Raw genomic sequence first — 24,964 nt, forward strand, 5'->3', positions numbered from 1 at the left:
GACAGTTTTTTGACAGATAGCCCTTGCGTTTTAAGTGACCAATAGTCATTTACGGGCTGGAATTTCACTGTTTCCAAATCAATAATTGCTAAATTGCATTGCTGTTCTATTTAGGGTCTGGATTTGAACCAGCGGCAGTGCGACAATCAAGCAGACGAACGGACGGAGCGTGCCCATGACCAACAACCAGTCTTCATCCGGCGTGGTAACCCCGCTTCCCGGAACCAACAACGCGCAAGCCGCGCGTGGCTTTGTGCGCTCTGTTAACGACTGGCTGATGGAATGTGCGCTTGATGATACCGACATCAGCGAACTTCTGTCAGGCATGGCCAGCCGTCTGGTGGCATCGGGGATCCCGATTGATCGCGTCATGGTCGCGTTCAAGACCCTGCACCCGCTGTATGAAGGTGTTTCCTATATCTGGACCAAGGAAAATGGCCAGGTTGTACGCACCACCCATATGGGCGATGACGAAAAGGACCGCGATTGGGCTGAAAGCCCGATGAAATGGATGCTTGATAGCGATGTCAGCTTCATGCGCCGTCATCTTATTGGCCCCAGTGCGGTTGTCGACTTCCCGATCCTTGAAACTTTCCGCCGCCAACGGGGCACGGACTATTACGCCCTGATGACCCCGTTCGTGACCGATAGCGACAGCACGCTCAATAGCAACCGTATCTTCATGACCTATCTGACGCGGCGTCCCAGTGGTTTCTCGGACGAGGATCTTGCGATCCTGTCTGGTATTCAGCGCCGCTTTGCCGTGTCATGCAAAATGCGCATCAACCATGAAGAAACCCGCACCATTCTGGAAACCTATCTTGGCACCGATGCCGGGCAACGTGTCCGCAATGGTCAGATCAAACTGGGCGACAGTACCAAAACCCGTGCGGTGATCTGGTTTTCGGATATGCGTAACTCGACCTCGGTTGCGACCCATGTCGGTGATGATGCGTTCCTGGGCGAAATGAATGATTTCTTTGGCGCAACAGCCGGTGCCGTGCTTAAGCACGGCGGGCAGGTATTGCGCTATATCGGGGATGCGACGCTTGCGATTTTCCCGATTGATGAAGATGAAACCAATCTTGAAACCGCCTGTTACGCAGCACTTTATGCCGCAGCCGAGGCCCAGTTGAACATCGATGCGCTAAATGCGCGGCGCGAAGAAGTCGGAAAACTGCCATTCGATTACGGCCTTGGCATGCATGTCGGGGAAGTGATTTACGGCAATGTTGGCGTGTCGGAGCGTGTTGATTTTACCGTGGTCGGGCAGGCGGCAAACGAAGCAGCCCGCATCGAACAGCTTACCAAGCAACTTGGTCGGCGTGTGCTGGTCAGTTCGACCGTGGCCCGGTTCATTTCCTGCCCGACAGAGGAAATGGGCGCCTATGAGCTTCAGGGGACGGGTGTCAGTCTTAAACTGTTTGCCCCGGATTTCTCAGAAACCTGCCACCGTATCGAGCTGATGCGCAGCGCCTGAGCCTGTTTAGGCGAGGCTATCAAAATCCTTCACCACCGAACTGGCGGACGTGCCGACCTTGGAAAAGGTTGTTTGTGCGTCACTGACGGCATCGGTCGCAGCCTTGATGATCTTGGAATAAGGGTCGACTTCCTTGGTTGCCAGCATCTGTTGCATCGCGACACCGGTGGTGGCGGATGCCATCGACATGATATTGCGCAGATAATCCGTGGAATCCTGCACCGCATAGGCGGCGGCCTGGGCAACCTTTTGATAGGCCACACCATTGGCACCGGGGATCGCACCGTTCAGAACCGCATGGTTGGTCGTGCCGACAGCCTGCACGATCTGCGGGTTCAATGCCGTGCTGAGCGGCGGGGTGCCCGGCGGATTGTCCGGGGCTGCGGGATCAGATGGGGATGCCGGTTTGTTTGCATCATCCTTGTCATCGGCCTTTTTATCGCCGTTTGCGTCGCCACCATCTTTCGCGTCTTTGGTGTCTGCGGCGTTTTTGTCGCCGTCACCACCCTTGTCGGCGGGGGACGCGGCTTTGTCCGGCTCATTGCCCTGATCTTTGTTTCCAGCTTTCGGATCTTCGTTCTGTTTTGCGTCGTCGTCTGCCATCGAAAACCTCATATGCAACGGGTCAAAAGACCGGTTTGATTATCTCTGTCGGGACGGGCCAGGAGCCATAAAATCTGCGGGCGCGTTATTCGCCGCTTTTGCCGCCGCCCATGCCACCGCCAGTACTTTCCAGGATCATACGGCAGGCGCTTGATGTGACGGCGTTGCCGATCTGCTGCAGGCCGCCTTGGGTCTGCATGGCGTTTTGCATCGACAAACTGATGGAATGTGCCATCGTCTGATACACAAGCCCCATGGCATGTGCCGGTGCTTCGCCCAGAACCTTGACGTTGTTCTGGGTCACTGCATCGGTGATTTGTGAGTTTACAGGGGTGTTGTCTGCCATTTCACGCCCTCATGTTTTGACCGTATTTGGTCCGGGCAGGACCAGACGGATCATGTGCCTAGCGGCGGGTTGCTGCCAAAATTACGAGTAGTGTCAAAAGCGCATCGCTGTTGTCGGACCGGCCGAGTTTGGCTGTTGCCTGCGCACCCGCCATGGTGTTGACGGAATAAAGCTGCATCACGCCCTGATTGGTGGCGGCTTGCGAACACATCGATGCCTGTTGCTGTGCCTGAACCGCGTTCTGGAACAGGATCGATGTTGAATGGGCCGCACTTTGGTAAATCGCACCCATCGCATTCGCAGGCGCGGAACCAAGAACACTGACCGCACTCTGGGTCACAGAGTCTGTAATCTGACCATTCACCGGGGTTGGAATTGCCATGTTATCCTCCGAAAAAGCGATCGGTCTGACCGCACATCTCTAGACGTCGCACGGACGTGATTGTGATCAATTAGAGTCTGTTGCGCTTAGCCCGCCTGGGCGGTGATCAGGGCAACAAGCTTTGACGTTGCTGTATTGGCAACCTGTTGCATGTTGCCTTGTGTCAGGGTTGCGTTTTCCATGGCAAGGCCGGTGGCATGTGAATGCGACTGCATGGCCATGGAAACCGCCTGTGCCGGGCTTTCACCCAGAATTTTGACGTTGGTCTGGGTGACAGCATCGGTAACTTGCGGGTTTACGATATCACTCATGTTACGTCCTTTGTCTGTTCGCCCTGGGCGCTGGCGGCGTAGTCAAACTTTTCCTTGTAGTCCGACCCATCCCCCATAAACATTGGGTCGGGCTGGCCAAGCCACGAACTGGTTTCGGTGTTATCTTGACCTTCACCTTTCTGATCGCCGGATTCTTGTGAATCTGCGTCTTCGAGGGACACGGTATCCGAATCCCCTGTCGCATCGAGGCCGTCGTAAGATGCTATTTCCCCTTCGTCCCAGTCTGCTGTGTCGTAAAAAAATTTGGCTTGTTGTCCTGGACCGACAGGGTGGCCTTTGCGCATTCCATGGTGGTTGCAAGGCTTGCGACCGCCTGTTGCTGCTGTTCATTGACCATGTTGGCAAACAGGATCCCCTGTGCCTGGGCCTGCGACAGATAGGTCTGCATCGCACCCATCGCCGGGCCATTGGCAATGACCGATGTGTTGGTCTGGGTGACGCTGTCGGTAATTTGTTCGTCGACTTCGTTCGGATTGCTCATTGGGGTGATCCTTATTAACTACGACGTTTCATCATTTGCAGAATGCTCTGGGTCATGGTCGTCATGCCGATCATCGCATTTTGCTTTTGAGCCGAGACCATGTTCGCCATCAGGATGTTCTGCGATTGCGCCTGACCCATCATGGATTGCAACGCGGCGAAGCCCGGACCGGCCCCCATCGTGGCAACATTGGTCTGGGCAACGCTGTCAGTGATCTGATCTGAAACCGAGCACTGATGATCATCTTCGTGGTGACTGGCGGGGTGGTGCTGGGATTTCTTGCCGTCTTGCTCAGGTGGTGCCGATGGCATGTCCGTCTCCTTGTCTGGAGGAATGGGCTGGCGGAAGTGCTACGTATCGGTTTGACGCCGAACGCGGGCATTTGTGAAAGAAAAAGCCCGGCAAGCGCATGCATGCCGGGCGGGGTTGGCGGCGAAACCAGTGGGGATGTTTAGGACACGGCCGTACCGGTCGTGGCCTTAAGAGCCGACAACAGCGAAAGCATATTGTCGGGAACGTCGCTTGCGGCGAGTTTCGAGGTCGCAACGGCCCCCGCCATAGTGTTGACAGAGTAGACCTGGATGACGCCCTGATTGGTGGCCGCCTGAGAGGAAATGCCCACCTGATGCTGGCTGCTGACAGCGTTCTCATAGAGAATGCCATGAGAATGCGCCAGCGACTGGTAAAGCGAGCCCATGGCCATTGCCGGCGCATCACCCATAACCTCGACATTGGCTTGGGTGACGGCGTCGGTAATCATACCATTGACCGGAGTGTTATCAGCCATTGTGTATCTCCTGGTTACCTAAAGAAGTGCCGGAAGGAACGTAAGGCCCCGAACCGACCCTTTCCGCATGTCCTGCGGTCAGACAGATGACGGGGGACTTGGTGTCTTGTGACGATGGGCTGGCAAAAACTTGGATTGCTTGCAGAGCCGTCGCCACAATGAAAACGGGCGGTCGCAGATCAATACGACCGCCCGGTGTGATATTGGCTGGACGGGCCGGAACCCTGATCAAAATCAGTTTCTGGTTGCCTGAAGCGTCGTCAGAAGCGTCAGCATGTTGTCGGGCACATCGCTTTTGGCGATCTTGGAGGTCGCAACGGCGTCAGCCATGGTGTCGACCGAATAGATCTGCAGGATGCCCTGATTGGTCGCGGCCTGCGAGGTGATGCCGTTCTGCTGCTGGGCGCTGACGGCGTTCTGATACAGGATGCCCGTCGAATGTGCGAGAGACTGGAAGATCGAACCCATCGCCATTGCCGGGGCGTCGCCCAGAACTTTCACGTTCGCCTGGGTCACGGCATCTGTGATCTGACCATTTAGCGGAGTGTTATCAGCCACTGTTTATCTCCTGTTTGCCTAGGGAAATGCTGGAAGGAAGAGATGTTCCAAACCAGCCACTTTGCGTGTGTTGCGGTCAGACAGATGACGGGGGGCTTGGCGTCTTGTGACGCCGGGCTTTGCAAAAGAACGGATTGTTTTGCAAAGCCCTGATCAAATGAAATCGGGCGATCGCTGATGACTGCGACCGCCCGATTTGAAACTGGCTTTGGGGCCAAAGATGTTTTGAAAATCAGCCCTTGGTTGCCTGAAGAGCGGTAAGAAGCGACAGCATGTTGTCGGGAACGTCGCTTTTGGCAATTTTGGAGGTCGCAACAGAGTCTGCCATCGTATCGACCGAATAGATCTGGATGACGCCCTGGTTGGTTGCGGCCTGCGAGGTGATGCCGATCTGCTGCTGTGCGCTGACGGCGTTTTCATAAAGAATGCCGGTGGAATGTGCGAGGGACTGGAAGATCGAGCCCATTGCCATTGCCGGGGCGTCGCCCAGAACTTTCACGTTAGCCTGGGTGACTGCATCAGTGATCTGACCATTTACCGGGGTCGGAATCGCCATTGTAAAGTCTCCTTCGTTACGCTTTGCGGTGTGCTGCTTGCTGTTGTGTTTCTGTCGGGGTTTCGCCGTCCCGTTTTCAGTCTATCGACGCTGGTGGTGTATCGTTGTGACGCGTCTTTTTTGCGAGTTGGTCGTTTTTTTACGCACGTATTCTTATTGAATGCCCGAAGCCCTGAGGTGTTCGCGGGCCAGCTGAACACGTTTGCGCACTGCGCAGTTGCTTAAGCCCAGGGCCGCTGCAATCTCGTCATATGTGCGGTCCTGAACACAGCGCATCAAAAGCGGCTTGCGCAGTTTTTCTTGCATCTCGAGAAGGGCTGCTTCCAGCTGATCAAGTTTTTCACCGGCGAGATATGATTCCTCGGGGCTTGGTGTGATCGGGGCTGTCATCGGGGAGGCCGGTGTGTCGGCAGCCCCATGGGTTTCTTCGCGATATTCCGCCTTGCGCCGGTTTTGCCGGTGCAAATCAATGCAGGCGTTATGGACAATGCGCGACAGCCAGGCGCGATGGTTGCGGATTTCATCCATCGATTCTTCGAATTTGGTCGATGCCTTGACCATCGCCTCGGACAGCGCATCTTGCGCATCATCCATATTGCCTGACATCAGTTTCAGGCATTGCTTCAAAAGCGTGTCTTGCTGATCAATCCACAGCGGCCAGAAATTCGGTGCCGCCGGGCCCAAATCGGCATCCGGTTGCGGATGGGTTTGCGGCGTGGAATGCAAGGGGGAATATTGCCCGTCATCGGGGGCATTTGGTGTCCCCGGTACCGTCGGTGTTTGCGGGACCGGCACATGTGGCACCGGTTGGCGCAATGTCGGGCTTTCTGCACCCGGAACAAGACCACGCAGGATATCAAGCGGGTCGGTCGGTGTGCCACCAGGGGTGCCAAGTGCACCGGCGATGATGTCTTCGGGGCTCGGGCCGCTTCGCGATGGTTCAAGGCCCGGGAAGCCTGCCAGGGGGTTGAAGTCTGCCGGGTAACCGGGCGGTGGGCTGTATCGTGGCTGGCCCTGGTTTGTTGCCGTGCCGGGATTTGCGGTTGCGGCGGGGCGGGTGTCTGCCGGTTTTGCCGGTTCTGCCGCAGGTGCCATCGATTGCATGATGGCGCGTGCATCAAGGGCGCTACTTGCCGGGGGCGTCAATCTGTCGTGACCGGCCTTTTGATCGGCTTCTTGATCTCCGGGATCGTCGGCTGCGGCAAGCTTTGCCAGATAATCTTCGGCAATGCGCGCCCGTTGTTCGGGTTTTAACCGGGACCAGATTGACGTTACCTTGTCATCATCACCCAACGCCAGCGACAGGCTTTGTTCAAGACTTTTGACAAAGCTGATCTCGGCTTCTGTCAGGGTTGCCTCATCCTGCGGACTGTTCTTTTCGTTCTGCACTATGGACCCCTCCGGTTGATTGAATGCAACCATAGGCTGATTAAGTTTTGCGGTAATCATTATGACGCAGCCGCACAAGAATTGTGAATAAAAGTTTCTATACATCCTATAGTTGTGTTTTCGTGCGCAACGGCGCAGCCGTCGCGATGCGGGCTGAGGATAGGTTGGGGACAGATCGTCGCGCTTTGATGCGCTTGTTATTGCCGTTCCTGTTCCGGGCGATGCCCGGTTGCAGACATCAAGCTAGGTCTTTTTGCCGGATGTCTTTTGCTGGGGCGCGGGACCTGAAGATTGGGGGTTTTGTTCCTTTTTCGGATCCCTTGGCGGGAAGGCTTCGGCAAGGGCGGTTTCCACCTTCTCGGACAAGGCCTGCATGCGCAAGTCAATCTCGCGTGCGATGATGTTGCGGATTTCATTTGCGATATCGAACATGACCTGCTGGCCGTTCTGCATGTTTGGATCCGATGCCATATGCGGTGCCCCTTGTTGTGCCGCCTGAGGATGTGGGGTGGTTTGCCCTGTTTGCTGGCTGCCGATTGCGGGCTGCGGGGCCTGTGCGCCGGATTTCACGTTTTCGGCATGATTGGAAATGGTCTGTTTTTGATCAAGAACCTGGGCGCGGGCCCGTTCGGCGGCTTGCGCCATAGCCTGCTGGGTTGCCAGATATTCCTGATTGAACGCCTTCCGGACCGCGTCCTTGCGATCACTTGCCGTGCTTACATCGTTTTGCGCCTGCCCAGACATCAGGTGCCTCCTTTGCTGCTACCAGTGCTGCCAGAGTTGTCACTGTTGTCACTGTTGTCACTATTGCCGTTCTTGCCTTTGCTTGTGCCCGATGACGATTTGGCATTGCTGCTGCTGGTTTTGCTGCTGTCGCTGTCGCTGTCGCTGTCGCTGTTGCTGTTGTCGGTGTCACCATCATCGCCCGGATCGGATGTTTTTGCCGCTGCGCCAGATTTCGCCGGCGTGGGTGTGGGCGCAGCTTTCGCCGCTGCTGGTGTTGGTGCGCTTGTGTCTGCATCAAGCATAAAGGCCGGTGGGATGAACCCGTATTTTTCAAGATCGGCGGCATCCGGATCGGTAGGCAGGCCGGTCAACCCGGTTTCAAGCCGTCCTCTGCTATCAGAGATCATGCTGGCAGCCCGGCAGGCTGATTGATCATGCTGGGCATTGCAGCTCAGGATCGCGGTTGGGGTGCTGGTTCTGGCCTGGGTCATCAGCTGGGCGGTGACATCAAAGCTGGTCTCGGCTTCATAGCGCACCAGAACAACAAGACCGGCCCCCTTGTCGCCTTCGCTGGGCGGGGTGATCTGCACCCAGAACGGGATGCTGGAATTTGGGCCAACCATTACATTTCCCGCCACGATCGGGCTTGGCAGGGTACCGACATATTCCAGATGGATCGGCACCGGCGCACGATCAGCAAAGATCAGACGGATCAACGCCACATCCGGGGTTGCTTCGCTGCCCGTCGCGCCAACCGTCTGTTCAAGATGGATGGCATGCGGTGCGCCGCCATAAATCGGTACTTCGGAGATCTGGGGGGCGGCGCCATCGGCATCGATTGCATCAAACAGAAGAGCGCGCAATTGTGACGGGGCCGCATTCGGTGCCGTAACAGAAAGTTCGGACTGCGCATCTGTTGATGCACCGACATGCAAGGACCATTTGCACAAGGATTTTGGCACATCCGGTGCCAGCATTTTCGCAGAAATGGCTGTTTGTGCACTGGTCTTGGTCGGCGACAGGGGATAGCCCTGTTCCATGCTGATCGCCCAGTCGGGCGTATCGGCGGTGGTGTCTGCCTTGCCCTGAAGGGTTGGCATGGCGGTGCGGAACATGTCATCACGGATGACGGGCCCCGTCATGTCGGTTGCGCTGCCGTCCGCATGGATTGTGGTTACGCCCCATTGCGCGTCCGCGGAACTGCCCGGGGGATTGGTGGCAGCCGACCCGCCATCGGTACTGTACCAAGGGTCCATGTTTTCAAGCGGGCTGGTATAGCCTTCCGTCGGCGCACTTGCAGTTATTGGGGTTGGCGATGACGTCCCGCCATCAAGCAGATAACGTTGAATGATCTGGAATGCGGTTTCCATTGGCTGTGACTGCTGTGACGGCTGAGCCTGACCGCTCGATGCGGCTTGCTCAAAGCCCGGCAGGCCAAAGTCACGGCAAAGGGCTGCCATCATATCCACGGCGGCCTGTTCGGAGCTGATCGCGTCCGGGGCTTCGGTTGGTTCGCGCAGATTGTTTTCGGCGTCTGCCGCACCGGCCTCGGATGACGGTTGCCCGTTATCGGAATTGTCGCTGGATTTGGTCGAAGCCTTGGCTGGTTTGGGCGCGTCACTATCGGTCATGCCTGCACTCCCCAATGGTGTCTTGCAACACTCAAAAGGGCCGCCATCATGCCGCCCCTGATCTGCAAGAAGTTATAACGGTTCCTTGCAAACAGACGCATCGGGTGGGGGGAATGTGAAAAGATTGCACTGCAATCCCCCATTGCACAGTCACAAACAAGCCCAGAAAACACAAAACCCGCCAAAGATGCAGCAGGCTGCGTCTTGGCGGGTCTTCGTTTTACAAAATGGTGCTGGTGATAGGATTTGAACCTACGACCTACGCATTACGAATGCGCCGCTCTACCAGCTGAGCTACACCAGCACGATTCATTTTGTGGCGCGGAAAATACGGACAATCACTCGCCTTGGCAAGAGGTTTGTTGTTCTTTTTGCCAACAAGTGCTGGACTTTCAGCCATGCCCTGAAATCAGGACAGAGACACACAATATCACATTGACCATGCTGTGATTATCCGGCTTAGATGTGCGCGATCAAAATTCATGTGCGGGGACAAATCATGTGTCGTTGGCTGAGCTATATCGGGGATCCGGTTTATCTGGAAAAGCTGGTCTTTGAGCCGCGCCATTCGCTGGTCGAACAAAGCCTGCACGCTGAACAGGCCAAAACGCCGACCAATGGCGATGGCTTTGGCCTTGGCTGGTATGACGAACGCCCGACACCGGGGCTTTATCGCGAAATCCTGCCCGCCTGGAATGACCCGAACCTGCGATCCCTTGCCCATCACATTCGATCCGGCCTGTTCTTTGCCCATGTCCGCGCCTCGACCGGCACCCACACCAGCCGCACCAACTGCCACCCGTTTTCCAACGGCCAGTATCTTTTTATGCATAACGGCCAGATTGGCGATTACCCGCTGGTGCGTCGATCCTTGGAAATGATGATCGAGGATGAGTTTTACGAAGGCCGACAGGGCTCAACCGATAGCGAGCTGATCTTTTGCCTGATGCTGACGCTTGGCTTGCAGCAAGACCCGCACCGCGCCATTCGCCGCACGATCGAGGTGGTCGAAAACGAAATGAAGGTGCGCGGTGCGACGTCACCGTTCCGGTTCACCGCCTGTCTGTCCAATGGCAAAAGCGTCTGCGCCATCCGCCACGCCAGCGACGACAAGCCACCATCACTCTATTGGCGCAAACGCGATGATCACGTGATTGTCGTCTCCGAGCCGCTTGATACAGAAAGCGACAGCTGGAAGGCGGTCGCGCCCAACCATACGCTGCATGTCGAAGGTGATCTGACCATCAGCGAAGAAGCAACGCTATAGGCTGCCGGGGCTTCGAAATGAGCTGATTGCGGAGTAAGCGCCGAAGCCAAAAAACGCTAGGCTACTTGTTACCGTTAGCGTCCCTACTATGAGAATTATCCTTGCGGTGCGCTTGGAGGATTGGTCACTAGTTAGATGAAAATTGGTGTAATAGAACTCGCCAAAGAAAGCGATTAATCCAGTCAATCCAGATACGAATAACCCCGCAATGAACCAATAGCCGGATGTAACAAGTCCATCAATTAATGCACTCTCAAATAATCTCTTTATCGGGTCGAAACTGCTGATCCGTGAGTGTTCATTTGCTGCTAACGGAATTAGAGCTACTAGTGCTCCGCCGTTGAAAAGGGCGCCGGATCTTATGGCCATCCTGCAGAACGCCAAAGTCCCTTCTAGTGAGGTCGCCTTAAGATCTTGACTCATATCGCACCTCTAAACCGGATTATCGGAATTCTTGCTCAAAGTTTCGATGAAAACTCGACTAATTTACAACCACAATCTGACACCGCGCCTTGACCAGTGCGCGTTGCAGGGCATCGCTTGGCGCGGTGTTGAGCAACACTGTCTGAAAATCGCTGGCGTGGCCGTCGCGGCAGAGTGCTTTGCGGCCAACTTTCTTCTCGTCGATCATCAGGATCGCGTGATCGCAGCACGATACCAGTGCGCGACGGGCGCGGACTTCGTCCATGTTGAAGTCCAGCAAATCACCTGTGTCACTCATGCCGCCAACACTGACAATTCCGAAATCGGCGCGCATGCTGCCGAAAAAGTCCGCACTGTCTGCGCCGATGATATCCAAGTCACGGGTCCGAACGGTGCCACCGGCAAGGCGGAGCGTGACGTTTGGCGCATTTTGCAGCGCCATCACCACATGCAGGTTGTTTGTGAGAACCGTTAAGTTGCGATGCGCTGCCAGATGCTGGGCGGCGAGTTCGGCGGTGGTGCCGGTGCCAATCGCAAGCGTGCAACCCTCCGGGATCAGATCAGCCACCTTGGCGGCAATCGCCATCTTGCCCGTGCGGTTCCAGACTTCGCGTTTTTCATAGGCCGAGTTGTCCGGATCGGGGGCCGGGCCCGCCAGACCATGACGGCGAAACACGCGCCCCTGTTCATGCAAATCGCGCAGATCAGTCCGGATCGTCTGGACCGAGACGTTAAAGCGGCGTGCCAGTTCCTCGACCGCCATGAAGCCGGTCGATTTGACAAGGGCGACGATACGGTCGCGTCGGCGGTCAAGGGGCACTGCATCAGACGTTTTAGTCACGGTTATTCTTTCGTTCGAAAGTTGTTATTTCGCTTGTGATCTGAGTATAGACAGGCCGAAACACCGCTGCATAGCCCGGTTTTCCTGTTGAAACATTTAATTCTTGGTGTTGTCACACAACTGAAATCGAAATCCCGATAGCTTCCGGATCGAAACATTTTCGAACGAAACCTTCTTTTCGATCTAAGGGATGCCGATCATGCGTAACGTTCTTCTTGCTGCGGTTGCCTCTGCCGCGATGATGCTGCCGGTTGTTGGGCAGGCTGCTGAAAAGCTGGTTCTTTATACCAGCCAGCCGAACAAGGATGCCCAGACCACTGTTGATGCCTTTATGGCTGCCAACCCGGAAATTGAAGTTGAGTGGGTCCGTGACGGCACCACCAAACTGATGGCGAAACTGCGTGCGGAAATCGCCGCAGGCGACCCGCGCCCGGATGTTCTTCTGATTGCCGATACCGTAACCCTTGAAGGTCTCAAGCAGGAAGGTCAGCTTCAGGCCTATAAATCGGGTGAAGCAAGTGCCTATGAAGACGGTCTTTATGACGGTGAAGGCTATTACTATTCGACCAAGCTGATCACCAGCGGCATCGTTTACAACACCGCCGTCAAAGCCCCGAAATCGTGGAAAGACCTTGCTGATCCGGCGGTGAAAAACCAGATCGCAATGCCAAGCCCGCTTTATTCCGGTGCGGCGCTTATTCACCTCTCCACCCTGACCGAGAACAAGGATCTTGGCTGGGATTACTATCAGGCACTGGCAGCCAACGAAGCACGCGCCAAGGGGGGCAATGGCGGCACTTTCAAGGCGGTTGCTTCGGGTGAAAAGCCCTATGGCGTGGTTGTCGACTTCCTTGCCATCCGTGGCAAAGCTGATGGATCGCCGGTTGATTTCGTCTTCCCGTCTGAAGGTGTCACATATGTGACCGAGCCGGTCGCGATCATGAAAGACGCCAAGAACGTTGATGCCGCGCACAAGTTCGTTGATTTCCTTCTGTCCGAACAGGGTCAGGAACTGGTGCTTGATATGGGTTACATCCCGGCGCGTAACGACATGGCGCTTCCGGCCGGTTTCCCGGTACGCAGCGAGATCAAGTTGATGGACTTCAATCCGGCCATCGCGCTGGAACAGGCCGAAGCCAACAAACAGAAATTCGCAGACATGTTCGGGGCTGAATAATGCAGGCTACAGGTCGCCTTCGCGGCGTTCTGCCTGGCATAATCGCCAAACCAAATGGCAACCGGTCTTCGGACCGGTTGCTGATTTGGTTGGTGGTGCCGGTATTTATTATTTCGATTTTGCCGATCCTGCGCCTTGGGTTTGAAGGCGTCATGGTCGGTGGTGTGCCTTCGTTTGATTATTTTCACGACGTGCTGGGCAATTCATCAACCTGGCGGGCCACGGCAAACAGTCTTTATACTGCGGGTCTGGGAACGATTATTTCCCTTTTGATCGGGGGCGCCTTTGCCTTCTTGGTGGCACTGACCGATATACGTGCCAAGGCGGCATTGGTGTTCTGTTTCATGATCCCGATGATGATCCCGCCACAGATCACGGCCCTTAGTTGGGTGCAATTGACCGGACCCAGCAGTGCGCTTTTGAACGCCATTGGCATGGCCCCACCGCTGGGATCGCCCCAACCGCTTTATTCCGCAGAAGGCATCGCGCTTTTGCTGGGGATCCAGCATGCCTCCATCGTGTTTCTGACATTGCGCGCCAATTTGCGCATGCTGCCACGTGAACAGATCGAAGCCGCCCGTTTGGCCGGCGCACGCGGCGGGCGTTTGTGGTGGCAGATCATTTTGCCGCTGACCAGTCCGGGCCTGATTGCCGGTACGGCGATGGCCTTTGTCACCGCGCTTGGCAATTTTGGCATTCCGGCGATGCTGGGTATTCCGGCAGGCTACCAGACGCTGCCGACATTGATTTATCAAAAGCTTGCCGGGTTCGGCCCGTCCGTTCTGGGTGAGGTTTCCGTTCTTGCCATGCTGATCGGGGCTATTGCGATTTGCGGCGTGGCGCTGCATCACCGTTTGCTGTCCAAACGTGACTATCGTCTGATGGGGATGGTCGGGCGTCCTTTGGATGTCAAACTCGGTGCGCGCCGGGGATTGGTTGAAACGGCCCTTTGGACGGTATTGGTTGCCATTCTGGTCATTCCGCTTCTAGCACTCTTTACCACCGCACTGGTGCCGGCCTTTGGCGTCAAGCTGACATTTGCCAATGCGACGTTCGAGGCGTTTCACGAAGTCATGTTCGTGCAGCCATCCACCATTCGCGCATTCCAGAACAGCTTTGTTTTGTCCGTGGGGGCGGCGGTGACACTTGTTTTGATGTGCCTGCCGCTGGCCTATGTGATGGTGCGCAGGCCATCGAACCTGACCAAGCTGATCAATCTTCTGGTCGAGGTGCCTTATGCGCTTCCGGGTGTGGTTTTGGCGATTGCATGCATCTTGCTGTTTATCCGCATTCCGCTGATTGATGTCAGTTTGTATGGCACGCTTGCGATCATTTTTGTCGCGTACTTGGCGCGTTTTCTGGTGATTGCGCTACGTCCGGTGATGAACAGCTTTACCCAGCTTGACCCGGCCCTTGAAGAAGCCGCCCAGGCCTGTGGTGCCGGGTTGTCGCGACGCTTGCGCGATATCTTGCTGCCACTTGCTGCCCCTTCGGCTGCGGCCGGTGCGCTTTTGGTGTTCCTGACCGCCTTTAACGAACTGACCGTTTCGGCCCTTTTGTGGTCGGCCGGGAACGAGACGTTGGGCGTTTTGATTTTCAATCTTGATGACAGTGGCGACACCGTTCTGGCCTCGGCCGTGGCGGTTCTGGTCGTGCTGGTGGTGATCGCGCTGATGAGCTGTTTTCAGCTTGCCGCGCGTCGTTTGCCCAAAGGAGTTGTACCGTGGCAGACATAAATCTTTCGCGCATTACCAAATGCTTTGGCGATTATCGGGCGGTCAATCAGGTCTCGCTTGATATTGCCGATGGGGAATTCGTGGCTCTGCTGGGCCCGTCCGGTTGCGGCAAGACGACGCTTTTGCGGTTGCTCGCCGGGTTTGAAGAACCCGATCACGGCCAGATTTCACTCGGCGGTCAGATCATGGCAAGTCCGGAAAATAACATCATGGTCAGTCCCGAGGATCGCAATCTTGGCATCGTGTTTCAGTCCTATGCCCTGTGGCCGCATATGACTGTTGCGCGCAATGTCGGCTATCCGCTGGAAGTGCGCGGGCTCAGCCGTGCCGATCAGGACCGCAAGATTGCCGAGGCGCTCGATATCGTTGCCCTTGGTCCCTATGCCGATCGCAGCCCGTCGGAACTCTCGGGCGGGCAGCGTCAGCGTGTGGCACTGGCGCGCTGCCTTGTCATGGAACCGCGGGCGGTGTTGCTCGACGAACCGTTGGCCAACCTTGATGTCCATTTGCGCGAAACCATGCAGCAGGCGTTTCTGGATTTCCATCGCCGTACCGGGGCGACGATGATTTACGTCACCCATGACCAGGCTGAGGCCATGGCAATGGCCGACCGGATTGCGGTGATGGACAAGGGCCATATTCGCCAGATGGCAGCGCCCGAAACGCTTTATCGCGAACCGGCCGATCTGATGGTGGCGGGCTTTGTCGGGGCGGGCGCGGTCCTGCCGGTACAAGGTGTGACGGTCGGAAGTAACGGCAACTGTTCTGTCCAGTTGGGGCAGAGCAGCATTAAAGCGCGCATCTGCCCGAAACTGGCCGATGGCCTTACGACTGCCAATGCCGGTCTTTGCCTGCGGCCCGAGGACGTCTGGGTCACGGATGATGCGCCGTTGCGCGGTCAAGTCGATGATTGCGTCTATCTCGGCGGGCGGTTCCGCCTTTCGGTTCGGATTGGCGCGGATCAGACATTGCCGGTCTATGCCAACCGCCGGGCCCGGATCGGAGATCAAGTTGGCCTTCAGGTCAATGACGGCTGGGTGTTTGATCGCATGTCGGGTGAGGCCGCCTGATGTCAGCCCGTATGCGTGTTCTTTCCGGTCTTGGTGAAAAGGGCCCGGCCTGTTTGCGACTGGAATTCTTTAACCGGCGCTGGCTGCTTGATTGCGGGGTAGGTCCCGAAAGTGATCAGGGTTTTGATCCGGCGTGGCTTAATAAAGTTAACGCTGTTTTCATTACCCATGACCATATCGACCATATCGGGGCGGCGGGCGAAATCGTTGATGCCGGTTTGCCGATCTATTGCACCGAAGTCACCGCGCGTTCCCTTCCCAAGGGGGCCAATGTCATCCCGCTGCCGCCTTATGGGGAAATTCAAGTCGATGGCGTAACCGTCACCACCGGGCGCACCGGCCATTCATTCGGCGGTGTGTGGCTGCATTTCGAACTGGGTGGCGGGGTGCTGTATTCCGGCGATTTCTGTCAGGAATCCGATTATTTCCTCTATGACACGCCGCCTGATGCCGCCACCGTGTTGCTTGATGCGTCCTATGGCATGGAACAGCTGACCCAGCAGGTCCGTATTGATAGTCTTTTGACCACCATGACAAAGCTGGATGGGCAGATCCTGTTTCCGGTGCCGCCCAGTGGCCGGGCGGCGGAAATGGCGTTGTTGTTCGAGCGCCACGGGCTGGCCGACTGGTCGATGGATGATCGCTGCTATGGGCAGGTCAAGCAGGTGCTTGATGCCCATGGATCGGATTACGTTTCAAGTGATGCGATCCGCCAATTGCGCAGCCTTAAGGACAAGGCAAAGCATTTCAATCCCGACGCACGCTTGTTGCTGTGTCATGCGCCCTGCGCGACCTTTGGCAAGGCGCGCGAACTCATTGATCAGTGGCAGGATGCTGGTCGCATGGGGGCAAGTGCGCATGTGATCTTTACCGGTTTCATGCCGATCGAGGCGCGCAAGATGGTCGAAAAGGGCCATGCCCATTTCCGGCGTTGGAACGTGCACCCGCTGGCAAGCCATGTGATCGACCTTGCCAATCAATGCCATGCCATGCAGGTCGTGCCGCTTTTCACCAGCCGGCCAGAGGATTTTGGGCTTGTCGACGGGTTTGACGGGCGGCTACAGCTTGCAGATCGGTTCTATTTGTAATGCATGCGTTTTCCAACAAAGGTGATGTCCGGTCATGATCTATGCCGCTGAAAAGTTCGATTTTCCCAAACTGCCGTTTGTCTTCATCCGGCACGGGGAAACCGATGCCAACCGGGCGGGGATCATTGCCGGGTCAAACGAACCGCCGCTGAATGAAACCGGGCGCGAACAGGCGGTGGCGATTGCGCCACTGATGGCGATGGCGAAATGGCGTGCAGTTTATGTCAGTCCGCAGGACCGGGCACGCACGACGGCCAATCTGGTGTTGCCCGATTATGACGCCAGGGTGCTTGATGGTCTGCGCGAACGTCATTGGGGCGATCTGGAAGGTCGCCCGATCTCCGAGCTTTGCCCGCGCTTTGACACCCCGCCCAATGGCGAGGGGTTTGATGCCATGTGCCAACGCGTGTCCTTTGCCATGCAACAGGCATTGGCCGAGGTCAGTGATGATCTAACCGTGATCGTTGCTCATTCCGGTGTGGCGCGCTGCATTCTTTACATGACCGGGTTTGAGGCCGACGGCCCGCGCGTGCCCAACGCCACCCCGATCCTGTTCCGCCCGATGGAAATCGGCTGGGAGTATGAAAATTTGACCGAAAACCTGATCAAGGAGATTTCTGCGTGACTGAACCCAAAGCCCGTGATGCGCGTGATGCAGTCGTGTTTGATATGGATGGCACGCTGGCGCATTTTGATGCCGATGCTTTGGGGCATCTGGTTCATGGTGTGGAAAAACAGTGGGATGCGTTCTTTGACGCCATGGACCACGCCAAACCGATCGAAAATATCGAGAAACTGTTGCGCATCCTGCATGCATCCGGCCATGCGATCCTGATCTGTTCGGGCCGCCCGGCGGGATGGCAACACCGATCAGAATCCTGGCTGCGTGCGCATGATATCCCGTTTGATGGTATGTATCTGCGCCCCATGGATGCCGATCACCGCACCGATGAAGAGGTCAAGGAAGACCTTCTGGCCAAGATCATCGAGGATGGCTTTAACCCGTGGCTGGTGGTCGATGATCGCAGACGGGTGGTCGATAAATGGCGCGACATGGGGCTGACCTGTTTGCAGTGCGCACCTGGCGACTTTTAATCCTCACACAAATAAAAAGACCGGCTTCGCGCCGGTCTTTTTTGTCTGTTTATTCGAACAGATGGCGATATTCGCCGTATCCTTCGGCCTCAAGATCTTCGATCGCGACAAAGCGAAGGGACGCCGAGTTGATGCAATAACGCAATCCACCGCGATCCTTTGGGCCATCGGGAAAGACGTGGCCAAGGTGGCTGTCGCCATGTTTGGACCGGACTTCAATCCGGCGCATGCCGTGCGTGTTGTCTTCCTTGGCAACGATATGTTCGGACTGAACGGGCTTTACAAAGCTTGGCCAGCCACAGCCGCTATCGAATTTATCGCGCGAGGTAAAAAGCGGCTCGCCCGAGACAATATCGACATAAAGCCCGTCTTCCTTATGGTCCCAGAAATCATTGCGAAACGGCGGTTCGGTGCCGCTTTCCTGTGTCACATAATATTGTTCGGGCGACAGGTCGCGGATGGCATCCGGGTCTTTGTGATATTTGCTCATATTTCGTCACTTAGCCTTCTGAACTTCGGTCTGGCGATTTCCTGTTTGCAAAGATGGTTGGAATATCGCTGTTGTCCAGTGACTTCACACCGAAGTGACATCAAAAGCTGATCTGATCAGACCTGATACTCAGCCTTGGCACTCAACCTTGGCACCAGGGCTGGCGTTTGGTTTTGCCGTCATAGGGGCGGGCAAGGCCGTTTTCGATCAGCTCAAGATCAAGCGGGCTGCCATCGACCCGCACAGACGCCACCACACGCCCACCATAGCGGCCCCATTCCGGTTCGCAGAATTGAACTGATGTCGCGGTTTTCAGGCGTTGGCGGGCATAGTCGCGCGCCTTTTGCGCCAGTTGCTTTTCACTCTCGCATTGGCCGCGCATTTCAGGCGTATCAACACCACGCACGCGCACCGACATATTGGCGATTTCATCCGGCAGGCCGGGAATGGCGACATAGATCGTGTCGCCGTCATAGGCATAGTTGCCGCGATATTCGCGCAGCGGCCAGTCATAGCAGGCGGCAATGGCCGGCAGGCTTGCGATCATCGTTATTGCGGCTGCGCATGCCATGACGGCACGTTTGGCAAATCGGGATGTGGGTTTGTTTGACGTCATCTTGGGGCGTGTTTCTTAGAGTTTGAGGCGGGCAAGGATCTGGGCGGCGCGTTGTTCGACCGGGCCTTTGCGAATTTCGACCAGTTCATAGCCGCATTCATGATAGGTCCGGCACAGCACGACATATGTTCTGACGGCCTCGGAGAAGCTTTGTGTCCGTGCCGCATCGTTTTTATAGATCTCCGACCAGGGCGGCAGGACGAACGCCACCCGGTGATAGCGATAGGTATTGATCGCGCGGATGAGGTCGGGGTTTTCCGGTAATCCCGAAAGCCTGCGGTGCGCCAAGGTGTCGGGCAGGCCGCGGTCACAGAAAACCGTGCGCGGGTGATTTTGGATATCTTCCTGCCATGCGCGGATGGATCGGCGGAACATCAGCCCGGCATAGGCATCATTATCCTCCCACGGCAGGGCGGTGCCGCCGCGTTCAAGCTGCTCTTCGATGATGGCACGCGCCACCTCGGGGCTGGTGTCAAAGCCCCGGTCATCAAGATGATTGATCAATGTGGTTTTGCCCGTACCGGGACCGCCGGTAAGGACAACAAGGTTGGACGTTATGGGTGTTTGCATTCGTGTTCGTGTCTCCGCAAGCACGCCGTTCTGGTCGGGCTTTGCGGCAAGGGGATGGCAATATTGTTGTTGGTTTTGGGTAGTGACGAGATTCTGTATGATCTGCGCAAGACGCGCTTTTACCGCCTTGGCATGCCAAGTCAATTACAAAGAAAATGCGGTGCTGCTTGGTTGTCGGGGATTAGACGCAGCCTTCGATCAATGTGATGGCATCGCTGCCAGCATGAATGGCGATGACCGTGCCGTTTTCATCAATCTCAAACCTGATGCCGTGCGTTTTGGCCTCATCCTGCCACCAAGTGACATAGCGCCCGTCCGGGCCAAGATATTCGTTTTCTTCCTCGATTAATGTCTGACCGGCAAAGGCGGCATATACATCTTCCTTGGTCGATCCGATGGAAAGGCCATTACGGGTGCGCACGAGGCTTGTGGCAACATCATGCTCGTCACCATAAAGCGACACCCGGGCAAGTTTGCCATCAAGAACCATGTAGCCCAGTCCGGACGGATCAAGATCGCGTTGCAGATAGGTGCAGCTCTCATCATCGCCGGCAATAAAGGTATCAAGGTTTGGGCCGATCACATCGCGCAGTTCATCATCGCTCATGCCGATTTTGGCGGGGCCATAGCCCTGTTCGGACAGGTTGGCAATGTCCGTGGCAATGGCATCGGTTATGACAAGGTCAATGATCGCCGTGCTGCCTTCATTGCGGATTTTGCGCGGTGTGACGGTCTGGTGCAGATGAACTTGGGGCCAGCCATTGCCGGCAATCCAGTCATCGGGGAAAAGCAGGTTGCTTTGCGGTTGCAGGCACAGAAGGTCGGCCTTTTTCAAAACATCCTTGTGGCGCGCCTTAAGCACAAGCGGAATATCCATGCAGATGGTTTGCGGGACATCTTCCATCCAGCTGACCGGGACGCCCGGACCATCGCAATTCTGGGGATCGGGGCGGAGTTCGCAATAGGACGGAACGATATTGTCCATGACGAAATCAAGCCGCATCGGACCTTTGCCAGCCGAAAACACAAGGGTTTCAAGTGCCTCTTCGTTCGGGTCCAGCCATTGAAAATGATTGATCGCCCATGCAGTGCTGGCGCGCATGTCCATGACCGCAAAGGCGGCCGGGCGGTCCATATCGGACATTTCCGCCGTGCTGTCATCGGTCGCACTGGCGTGCGCACCCGATGCGATCAGGGGCGAGACGACGACGAACAGGGCGCTGAGATATCGAAGGCTTGCGGGCATGTTTTACTCTCGGTCACAACATGTCTTGTTTTGTCTCAGAAGCTTACGCCAGTTTTGGAGAGCTTCACAGTGCAAACAATTGCATGACGATCAGCCTAGCCATGCGGTTTTTCGATGCGTGCGAGAATATGATCGGAAACCAGTTGTGCCGAGGGTGAAAGCCGATGGCCGCGCGCGGTGATCAGGCTATAGGGTTTGATTTCAATCGCGCCATCAAAGGGCAATTCGGTAATCAGCCCGCCACTGGTCAGTAGGGTTGTGACTTCCTCGGCCATCGGGGCGATGGCGTTGGTGTCGGCAAGGGTCGCCAGCGTCACCAGAAGGGATGCGGAGTTCAAACTCGAATGCGGCAAGGGCAGGTGGCGCGAAATAAACACATCTTCGATCGTGCGGCGCATCAGGTTGCCCGGCGGCGGCAAGATCCATTCAAACTGGGCAAGACGGGCAAGGGTGATCGGCTTGTTGCTTTCAAGCAGCGGATGACCGGTTCGCACCATCAGGCGGATTTTCTCGCTCCTGATTTCGCGGATGTTAAACAGGCGCGGGTCCATGTCTTCGGGCACGCGGCCAATGACAAAGTCATGATCACCGGCCAGCAAATCCTTGATCAGCAAATGCGATGGCCCAACCCCGACATGGGCCTCAAGCAAGGAGTTGACGGCCTGAACACTTCGGATGGCAGGGACGACCAGTTCAACGGCTGCGGCGGTCACAGCGCCAATGAAGACAGTGCCGCCACCATGTTTGATATCCTCGATCTCGCGTTCGGCTTCGCGGATTTCAATCAGCATGCTGCGCGCGCGTCTGGCAAGGGCGCGTCCGGCATTGGTCATCTCGATCCCGCGCGCACTGCGGACACATAAACGCGCCTCAAGGATGGTTTCCATCTCAGACAATAGTCTAGAGGCAGCCGGTTGGGATGTCTTGAGCATGTCAGCCGCCAGACTGATCTGACCGGTCTCTTCCATGGCGACAATCATGCGCAGGTGACTAAGCTTAAGCCCCCTCTGAAACAGGTTGCCAGAGCGGAAAAGCAGGGATTTGGCAGAACTGAGCGGGAGCAGATTGGATGTCTTGGCCATAATGGATTCCTCCGGTATGGCGTGATTTTAGTATATCAATTTTGATATGCAAGTTTCGAAAATGTTTATTTGATTGTTATGTAGGGCGTCTGAATAATGGCGCCGTGTCCTTTGGGAAATAGGATGCAATATCAATTGAAAACAAAGACACGACGTATGCAGGTCACGAATGCCTGTGAAAGTCGGGCGTAAAGAATAATGGCATGTATGCCGTGTCTTTTAGGGAGGATAGCTATGAAACGTCTCGGTGCCGTAATGGCAGGGGTCGCCTTTGGCGCGGCCGCAATGATGAGCCCGATGATTTCCGGCGGTTACGCCCATGCCGATGAAAAAGGCTATGTCGGGATCGCAATGCCCACCAAATCTTCGGCACGTTGGATTTCCGACGGAAATTCCATGGTCGAGCAGTTTGAAGCTGCCGGCTACAAAACCGATCTTCAGTACGCAGAAGACGATATTCCCAACCAGCTGTCCCAGATCGAAAACATGATCGTTAAGGGCGTCGACGTCCTTGTGATCGCGGCGATTGACGGTACCACGCTTTCGAATGCGCTGGAAAACGCAGCAGCAGCAGGCATCAAGGTTTTCGCCTATGACCGCCTGATCGTTGAAAGCCCGAATGTCGATTATTATTCCACCTTCGATAACTTCCAGGTCGGCGTCCAGCAGGCCACCTCGCTGGTTGATGGCCTGATTGAATCGGGTGAGCCGCCCTATAATGTTGAACTGTTCGGCGGTTCGCCGGATGATAACAACGCGTATTTCTTCTATAACGGTGCGATGTCGATCCTGCAGCCGCTGATCGACGAAGGAACCATCGTGATCAAATCTGGCCAGATGGGCATGGACACGGTCGGTACCCTGCGTTGGGATGGTGCCGTTGCCCAGGCCCGTATGGATAACCTTCTTTCGGCACATTACACCGATGAAGAAGTCGATGGTGTTCTGTCGCCGTATGACGGGCTGTCGATTGGTATCCTGTCTTCGCTTAAAGGCGTTGGTTACGGTTCCGGCGATATGAAAATGCCGATCGTTACCGGTCAGGATGCTGAACTGCCGTCGGTCAAGTCGATCTTGGCTGGTGAACAGTATTCCACCATCTTCAAGGACACCCGTGAACTTGCACGCGTGACCGTTTCGATGGTTGACAGTGTCCTTGCAGGCGAAAAGCCGACCATCAACGACACCAGCACTTACGACAACGGTGTGAAGGTTGTTCCTTCCTACCTGCTTGAGCCGATCATGGTTGATAAATCCAACTGGGAAGAAATCCTTATTGGTTCAGGCTATTACACCAAAGACGAAGTGCAATAAGCGCTTAGGCATTGAAGGTCCCGGCGTTTGCGCCGGGGCCGCTTTTCTGAACGTGCTCTAGGGCAACTCGCCCGACTGGTTTCCAGGAAAACAAAGACCAAAGCAGACGAAGACGCCGTTGCAGTGTCAATGGCAGTGGGAGGACCGGATGGATACCATCCTGGAAATGAAGAACATCACCAAGACCTTTCCGGGTGTGAAGGCACTGGATGATGTCAGCCTCAAAGTTGAACGCGGGGAAATCCACGCGCTTTGTGGCGAAAACGGTGCAGGTAAATCCACCCTGATGAAGGTGCTGAGCGGTGTTTATCCGCACGGAACCTATGAAGGTGACATCCTTTATGATGGCGGGGTGCAGGAATTCAAGGATATCCGCGACAGTGAAGAACGCGGGATCATCATTATTCACCAGGAACTGGCACTTGTGCCGTTGCTGTCGATTGCCGAAAACATTTTTCTGGGCAACGAAATCAGCGAAAATGGCGTGATCAACTGGCCTGCGACCTTTGCGCGCACCGGTGAGTTGCTGTCAAAAGTCGGTTTGAAAGAAAACCCGGCGACGTTGGTCACCAATATCGGGGTTGGCAAACAGCAACTGGTCGAAATCGCCAAGGCGCTTTCGAAAAAAGTGAAGCTGCTGATCCTTGATGAGCCGACGGCAAGTCTTCAGGAAAATGACAGCCAGAAGCTGCTCGACCTGTTGCTGGAATTCAAGGCGCAGGGCATTACCTCGATCCTGATTTCGCATAAGCTGAATGAAATCAACCGGGTGGCAGACCGCATCACGGTTATCCGCGATGGCAAGGCAATTTCGACCCTTGATGCGCGCGGTGGCAACATTACCGAAGACCATATCGTCAAGGACATGGTCGGGCGCGATATGGCGCACCGCTATCCGGAACGCACGCCAAGTATCGGTTCAGGCAAGTTGATGGAAGTCCGCAACTGGTCGGCAACCCATCCGCTGCATCCCGAACGCAAGGTCGTTGATAATGTCAGCATTGATGTTGCGGCCGGTGAAGTTGTGGGCATCGCAGGCCTGATGGGCGCTGGTCGGACCGAACTCGCCATGAGCATCTTTGGTCAGTCCTATGGCACTGATATTTCCGGTGAAATCCTGATCAATGGCACGCCGGTCGATGTATCGACCGTGGAAAAGGCGATTGCATCGGGACTGGCCTATGTCACCGAAGACCGTAAGGAAATGGGTCTGATCCTTGAAGAAAGCATCACGACCAACATTACGCTGGCGAACTTGCCGGGTGTTTCGGAAAACGGTGTTCTCAATGACGGCGCGGAACGATCCGTTGCCGAGGAATACCGGGAAAAAATCAACATTCGAACCCCCAATGTCGCACAGAAGGTGATGAACCTTTCGGGCGGCAACCAGCAGAAAGTCGTTTTGTCAAAATGGCTGTTTGCGGCACCCGAAGTGCTCATTCTTGATGAGCCGACGCGCGGCATTGATGTCGGGGCGAAATACGAGATTTATACGATTATCAACCAACTGGCAGCCGACGGTAAGGGGGTCATCATGATCTCGTCGGAAATGCCGGAGCTTCTGGGCATGTGCGATCGCATCTACGTCATGAACGAAGGTGAGATCAAAGGACAGCTTGCGGCGAAAGACGCAAGCCAGGAAGCAATCATGCGCATGATCCTGAAAGGCTGAGGAACA

At 55.8% G+C, this 24,964-nt stretch carries 29 protein-coding genes and 1 tRNA gene; 10 read left to right on the forward strand and 20 right to left on the reverse strand.

The features are described 5' to 3' along the window. Positions 1–175: 175 nt before the first annotated feature. Positions 176–1,480 carry an adenylate/guanylate cyclase domain-containing protein gene (locus TH2_RS10865; RefSeq protein ID WP_008890478.1) on the forward strand — a complete coding sequence of 435 codons (1,305 nt, stop codon included), beginning with the start codon at positions 176–178 and terminating at the stop codon, positions 1,478–1,480. Between the two features lie 6 nt (positions 1,481–1,486). Here TH2_RS10865 and TH2_RS20570 read toward each other — a convergent pair whose 3' ends face one another. The 14 genes from TH2_RS20570 to TH2_RS10935 form a co-directional block, all read right to left on the reverse strand. After that, on the reverse strand, positions 1,487–2,083 hold the full coding sequence (locus TH2_RS20570; RefSeq protein WP_008890479.1) for a hypothetical protein: 597 nt from the start codon (positions 2,081–2,083) through the stop codon (positions 1,487–1,489). A gap of 85 nt (positions 2,084–2,168) precedes the next feature. Continuing rightward, entirely contained in the window at positions 2,169–2,429 is a 261-nt protein-coding gene (locus TH2_RS10875) for a RebB family R body protein (RefSeq protein ID WP_008890480.1), read from the reverse strand. 58 nt (positions 2,430–2,487) lie between these two features. Further along, positions 2,488–2,811 (reverse strand): RebB family R body protein, encoded by a 324-nt coding sequence (locus TH2_RS10880; RefSeq protein WP_008890481.1) that lies wholly within the window; start codon positions 2,809–2,811, stop codon positions 2,488–2,490. Between the two features lie 86 nt (positions 2,812–2,897). Then, positions 2,898–3,122, reverse strand: a complete 225-nt coding sequence (locus TH2_RS10885; protein ID WP_008890482.1) for a RebB family R body protein — start codon at positions 3,120–3,122, stop codon at positions 2,898–2,900. Next, entirely contained in the window at positions 3,119–3,304 is a 186-nt protein-coding gene (locus TH2_RS10890; protein WP_008890483.1) for a hypothetical protein, read from the reverse strand. The genes TH2_RS10885 and TH2_RS10890 overlap by 4 nt, the downstream gene beginning before the upstream one ends. A gap of 41 nt (positions 3,305–3,345) precedes the next feature. Then, positions 3,346–3,624: a RebB family R body protein gene (locus TH2_RS10895; RefSeq protein ID WP_008890484.1), complete on the reverse strand. Its 279-nt coding sequence runs from the start codon at positions 3,622–3,624 to the stop codon at positions 3,346–3,348. A gap of 14 nt (positions 3,625–3,638) precedes the next feature. Beyond that, positions 3,639–3,935 carry a RebB family R body protein gene (locus tag TH2_RS10900; RefSeq protein ID WP_008890485.1) on the reverse strand — a complete coding sequence of 99 codons (297 nt, stop codon included), beginning with the start codon at positions 3,933–3,935 and terminating at the stop codon, positions 3,639–3,641. Positions 3,936–4,075: 140 nt separating this feature from the next. After that, a complete protein-coding gene (locus TH2_RS10905; RefSeq protein ID WP_008890486.1) occupies positions 4,076–4,411 on the reverse strand; it encodes a RebB family R body protein in 336 nt (111 codons plus the stop codon). Positions 4,412–4,645: 234 nt separating this feature from the next. Beyond that, positions 4,646–4,969, reverse strand: a complete 324-nt coding sequence (locus tag TH2_RS10910) for a RebB family R body protein (protein WP_008890487.1) — start codon at positions 4,967–4,969, stop codon at positions 4,646–4,648. A gap of 232 nt (positions 4,970–5,201) precedes the next feature. Then, entirely contained in the window at positions 5,202–5,525 is a 324-nt protein-coding gene (locus tag TH2_RS10915) for a RebB family R body protein (RefSeq protein ID WP_008890488.1), read from the reverse strand. 153 nt (positions 5,526–5,678) lie between these two features. Then, positions 5,679–6,914, reverse strand: a complete 1,236-nt coding sequence (locus tag TH2_RS10920) for an RNA polymerase sigma factor (protein ID WP_008890489.1) — start codon at positions 6,912–6,914, stop codon at positions 5,679–5,681. A 243-nt stretch (positions 6,915–7,157) separates the two neighbouring features. Continuing rightward, positions 7,158–7,658 carry a hypothetical protein gene (locus TH2_RS10925; RefSeq protein ID WP_008890490.1) on the reverse strand — a complete coding sequence of 167 codons (501 nt, stop codon included), beginning with the start codon at positions 7,656–7,658 and terminating at the stop codon, positions 7,158–7,160. Beyond that, complete coding sequence (locus tag TH2_RS10930) at positions 7,658–9,271, reverse strand: hypothetical protein (protein ID WP_008890491.1); 1,614 nt, start codon at positions 9,269–9,271, stop codon at positions 7,658–7,660. Before TH2_RS10930 ends, TH2_RS10925 begins: the two co-directional genes overlap by 1 nt. A gap of 228 nt (positions 9,272–9,499) precedes the next feature. Then, a tRNA-Thr gene (locus TH2_RS10935) sits at positions 9,500–9,575 on the reverse strand. Positions 9,576–9,770: 195 nt separating this feature from the next. Here TH2_RS10935 and TH2_RS10940 point away from each other — a divergent pair. After that, entirely contained in the window at positions 9,771–10,538 is a 768-nt protein-coding gene (locus TH2_RS10940; protein WP_008890492.1) for a class II glutamine amidotransferase, read from the forward strand. A 481-nt stretch (positions 10,539–11,019) separates the two neighbouring features. On the opposite strand, the gene TH2_RS10950 is transcribed toward TH2_RS10940, so the two are convergent. Next, positions 11,020–11,802 (reverse strand): DeoR/GlpR family DNA-binding transcription regulator, encoded by a 783-nt coding sequence (locus TH2_RS10950; protein ID WP_008890494.1) that lies wholly within the window; start codon positions 11,800–11,802, stop codon positions 11,020–11,022. Between the two features lie 199 nt (positions 11,803–12,001). On the opposite strand from TH2_RS10950, the gene TH2_RS10955 reads away from it, so the two are divergent. Genes TH2_RS10955 through TH2_RS10980 form a run of 6 tightly spaced genes read left to right on the forward strand, consistent with a single transcriptional unit; the run spans position 12,002 to position 17,968 of the window. Then, the gene (locus TH2_RS10955) at positions 12,002–12,979 is read left to right on the forward strand and encodes an ABC transporter substrate-binding protein (protein ID WP_008890495.1); all 978 of its coding nucleotides are present in this window, start codon (positions 12,002–12,004) and stop codon (positions 12,977–12,979) included. Next, positions 12,979–14,715: an ABC transporter permease gene (locus tag TH2_RS10960; protein WP_008890496.1), complete on the forward strand. Its 1,737-nt coding sequence runs from the start codon at positions 12,979–12,981 to the stop codon at positions 14,713–14,715. The genes TH2_RS10955 and TH2_RS10960 overlap by 1 nt, the downstream gene beginning before the upstream one ends. After that, positions 14,703–15,785 (forward strand): ABC transporter ATP-binding protein, encoded by a 1,083-nt coding sequence (locus TH2_RS10965; protein WP_008890497.1) that lies wholly within the window; start codon positions 14,703–14,705, stop codon positions 15,783–15,785. The genes TH2_RS10960 and TH2_RS10965 overlap by 13 nt, the downstream gene beginning before the upstream one ends. Further along, positions 15,785–16,873, forward strand: coding sequence for an MBL fold metallo-hydrolase (locus TH2_RS10970; protein WP_008890498.1), 1,089 nt, complete (start codon positions 15,785–15,787; stop codon positions 16,871–16,873). Before TH2_RS10965 ends, TH2_RS10970 begins: the two co-directional genes overlap by 1 nt. 34 nt (positions 16,874–16,907) lie before the next feature. After that, on the forward strand, positions 16,908–17,498 hold the full coding sequence (locus TH2_RS10975; RefSeq protein ID WP_008890499.1) for a histidine phosphatase family protein: 591 nt from the start codon (positions 16,908–16,910) through the stop codon (positions 17,496–17,498). After that, entirely contained in the window at positions 17,495–17,968 is a 474-nt protein-coding gene (locus tag TH2_RS10980; protein WP_008890500.1) for a phosphatase domain-containing protein, read from the forward strand. Before TH2_RS10975 ends, TH2_RS10980 begins: the two co-directional genes overlap by 4 nt. A 49-nt stretch (positions 17,969–18,017) precedes the next feature. Here TH2_RS10980 and msrB read toward each other — a convergent pair whose 3' ends face one another. The 5 genes from msrB to TH2_RS11005 form a co-directional block, all read right to left on the reverse strand. Next, complete coding sequence (msrB, locus tag TH2_RS10985) at positions 18,018–18,458, reverse strand: peptide-methionine (R)-S-oxide reductase MsrB (protein WP_008890501.1); 441 nt, start codon at positions 18,456–18,458, stop codon at positions 18,018–18,020. Between the two features lie 142 nt (positions 18,459–18,600). After that, a complete protein-coding gene (locus TH2_RS10990) occupies positions 18,601–19,074 on the reverse strand; it encodes a thermonuclease family protein (protein ID WP_008890502.1) in 474 nt (157 codons plus the stop codon). A gap of 15 nt (positions 19,075–19,089) precedes the next feature. Further along, positions 19,090–19,644 (reverse strand): AAA family ATPase, encoded by a 555-nt coding sequence (locus TH2_RS10995; RefSeq protein WP_008890503.1) that lies wholly within the window; start codon positions 19,642–19,644, stop codon positions 19,090–19,092. A gap of 181 nt (positions 19,645–19,825) precedes the next feature. Then, complete coding sequence (locus TH2_RS11000; RefSeq protein ID WP_008890504.1) at positions 19,826–20,890, reverse strand: hypothetical protein; 1,065 nt, start codon at positions 20,888–20,890, stop codon at positions 19,826–19,828. A gap of 95 nt (positions 20,891–20,985) precedes the next feature. Beyond that, positions 20,986–21,972, reverse strand: coding sequence for a LysR family transcriptional regulator (locus TH2_RS11005; protein WP_008890505.1), 987 nt, complete (start codon positions 21,970–21,972; stop codon positions 20,986–20,988). 234 nt (positions 21,973–22,206) lie between these two features. On the opposite strand from TH2_RS11005, the gene chvE reads away from it, so the two are divergent. Both chvE and mmsA read left to right on the forward strand, forming a co-directional pair. Continuing rightward, on the forward strand, positions 22,207–23,286 hold the full coding sequence (gene chvE / locus TH2_RS11010) for a multiple monosaccharide ABC transporter substrate-binding protein (protein ID WP_008890506.1): 1,080 nt from the start codon (positions 22,207–22,209) through the stop codon (positions 23,284–23,286). 148 nt (positions 23,287–23,434) lie between these two features. Then, complete coding sequence (mmsA, locus tag TH2_RS11015) at positions 23,435–24,958, forward strand: multiple monosaccharide ABC transporter ATP-binding protein (protein WP_008890507.1); 1,524 nt, start codon at positions 23,435–23,437, stop codon at positions 24,956–24,958. Positions 24,959–24,964: the final 6 nt, after the last annotated feature.

It is taken from the genome of Thalassospira profundimaris WP0211 (genome assembly GCF_000300275.1).
GTDB classification, from domain to species: Bacteria; Pseudomonadota; Alphaproteobacteria; order Rhodospirillales; family Thalassospiraceae; genus Thalassospira; species Thalassospira profundimaris.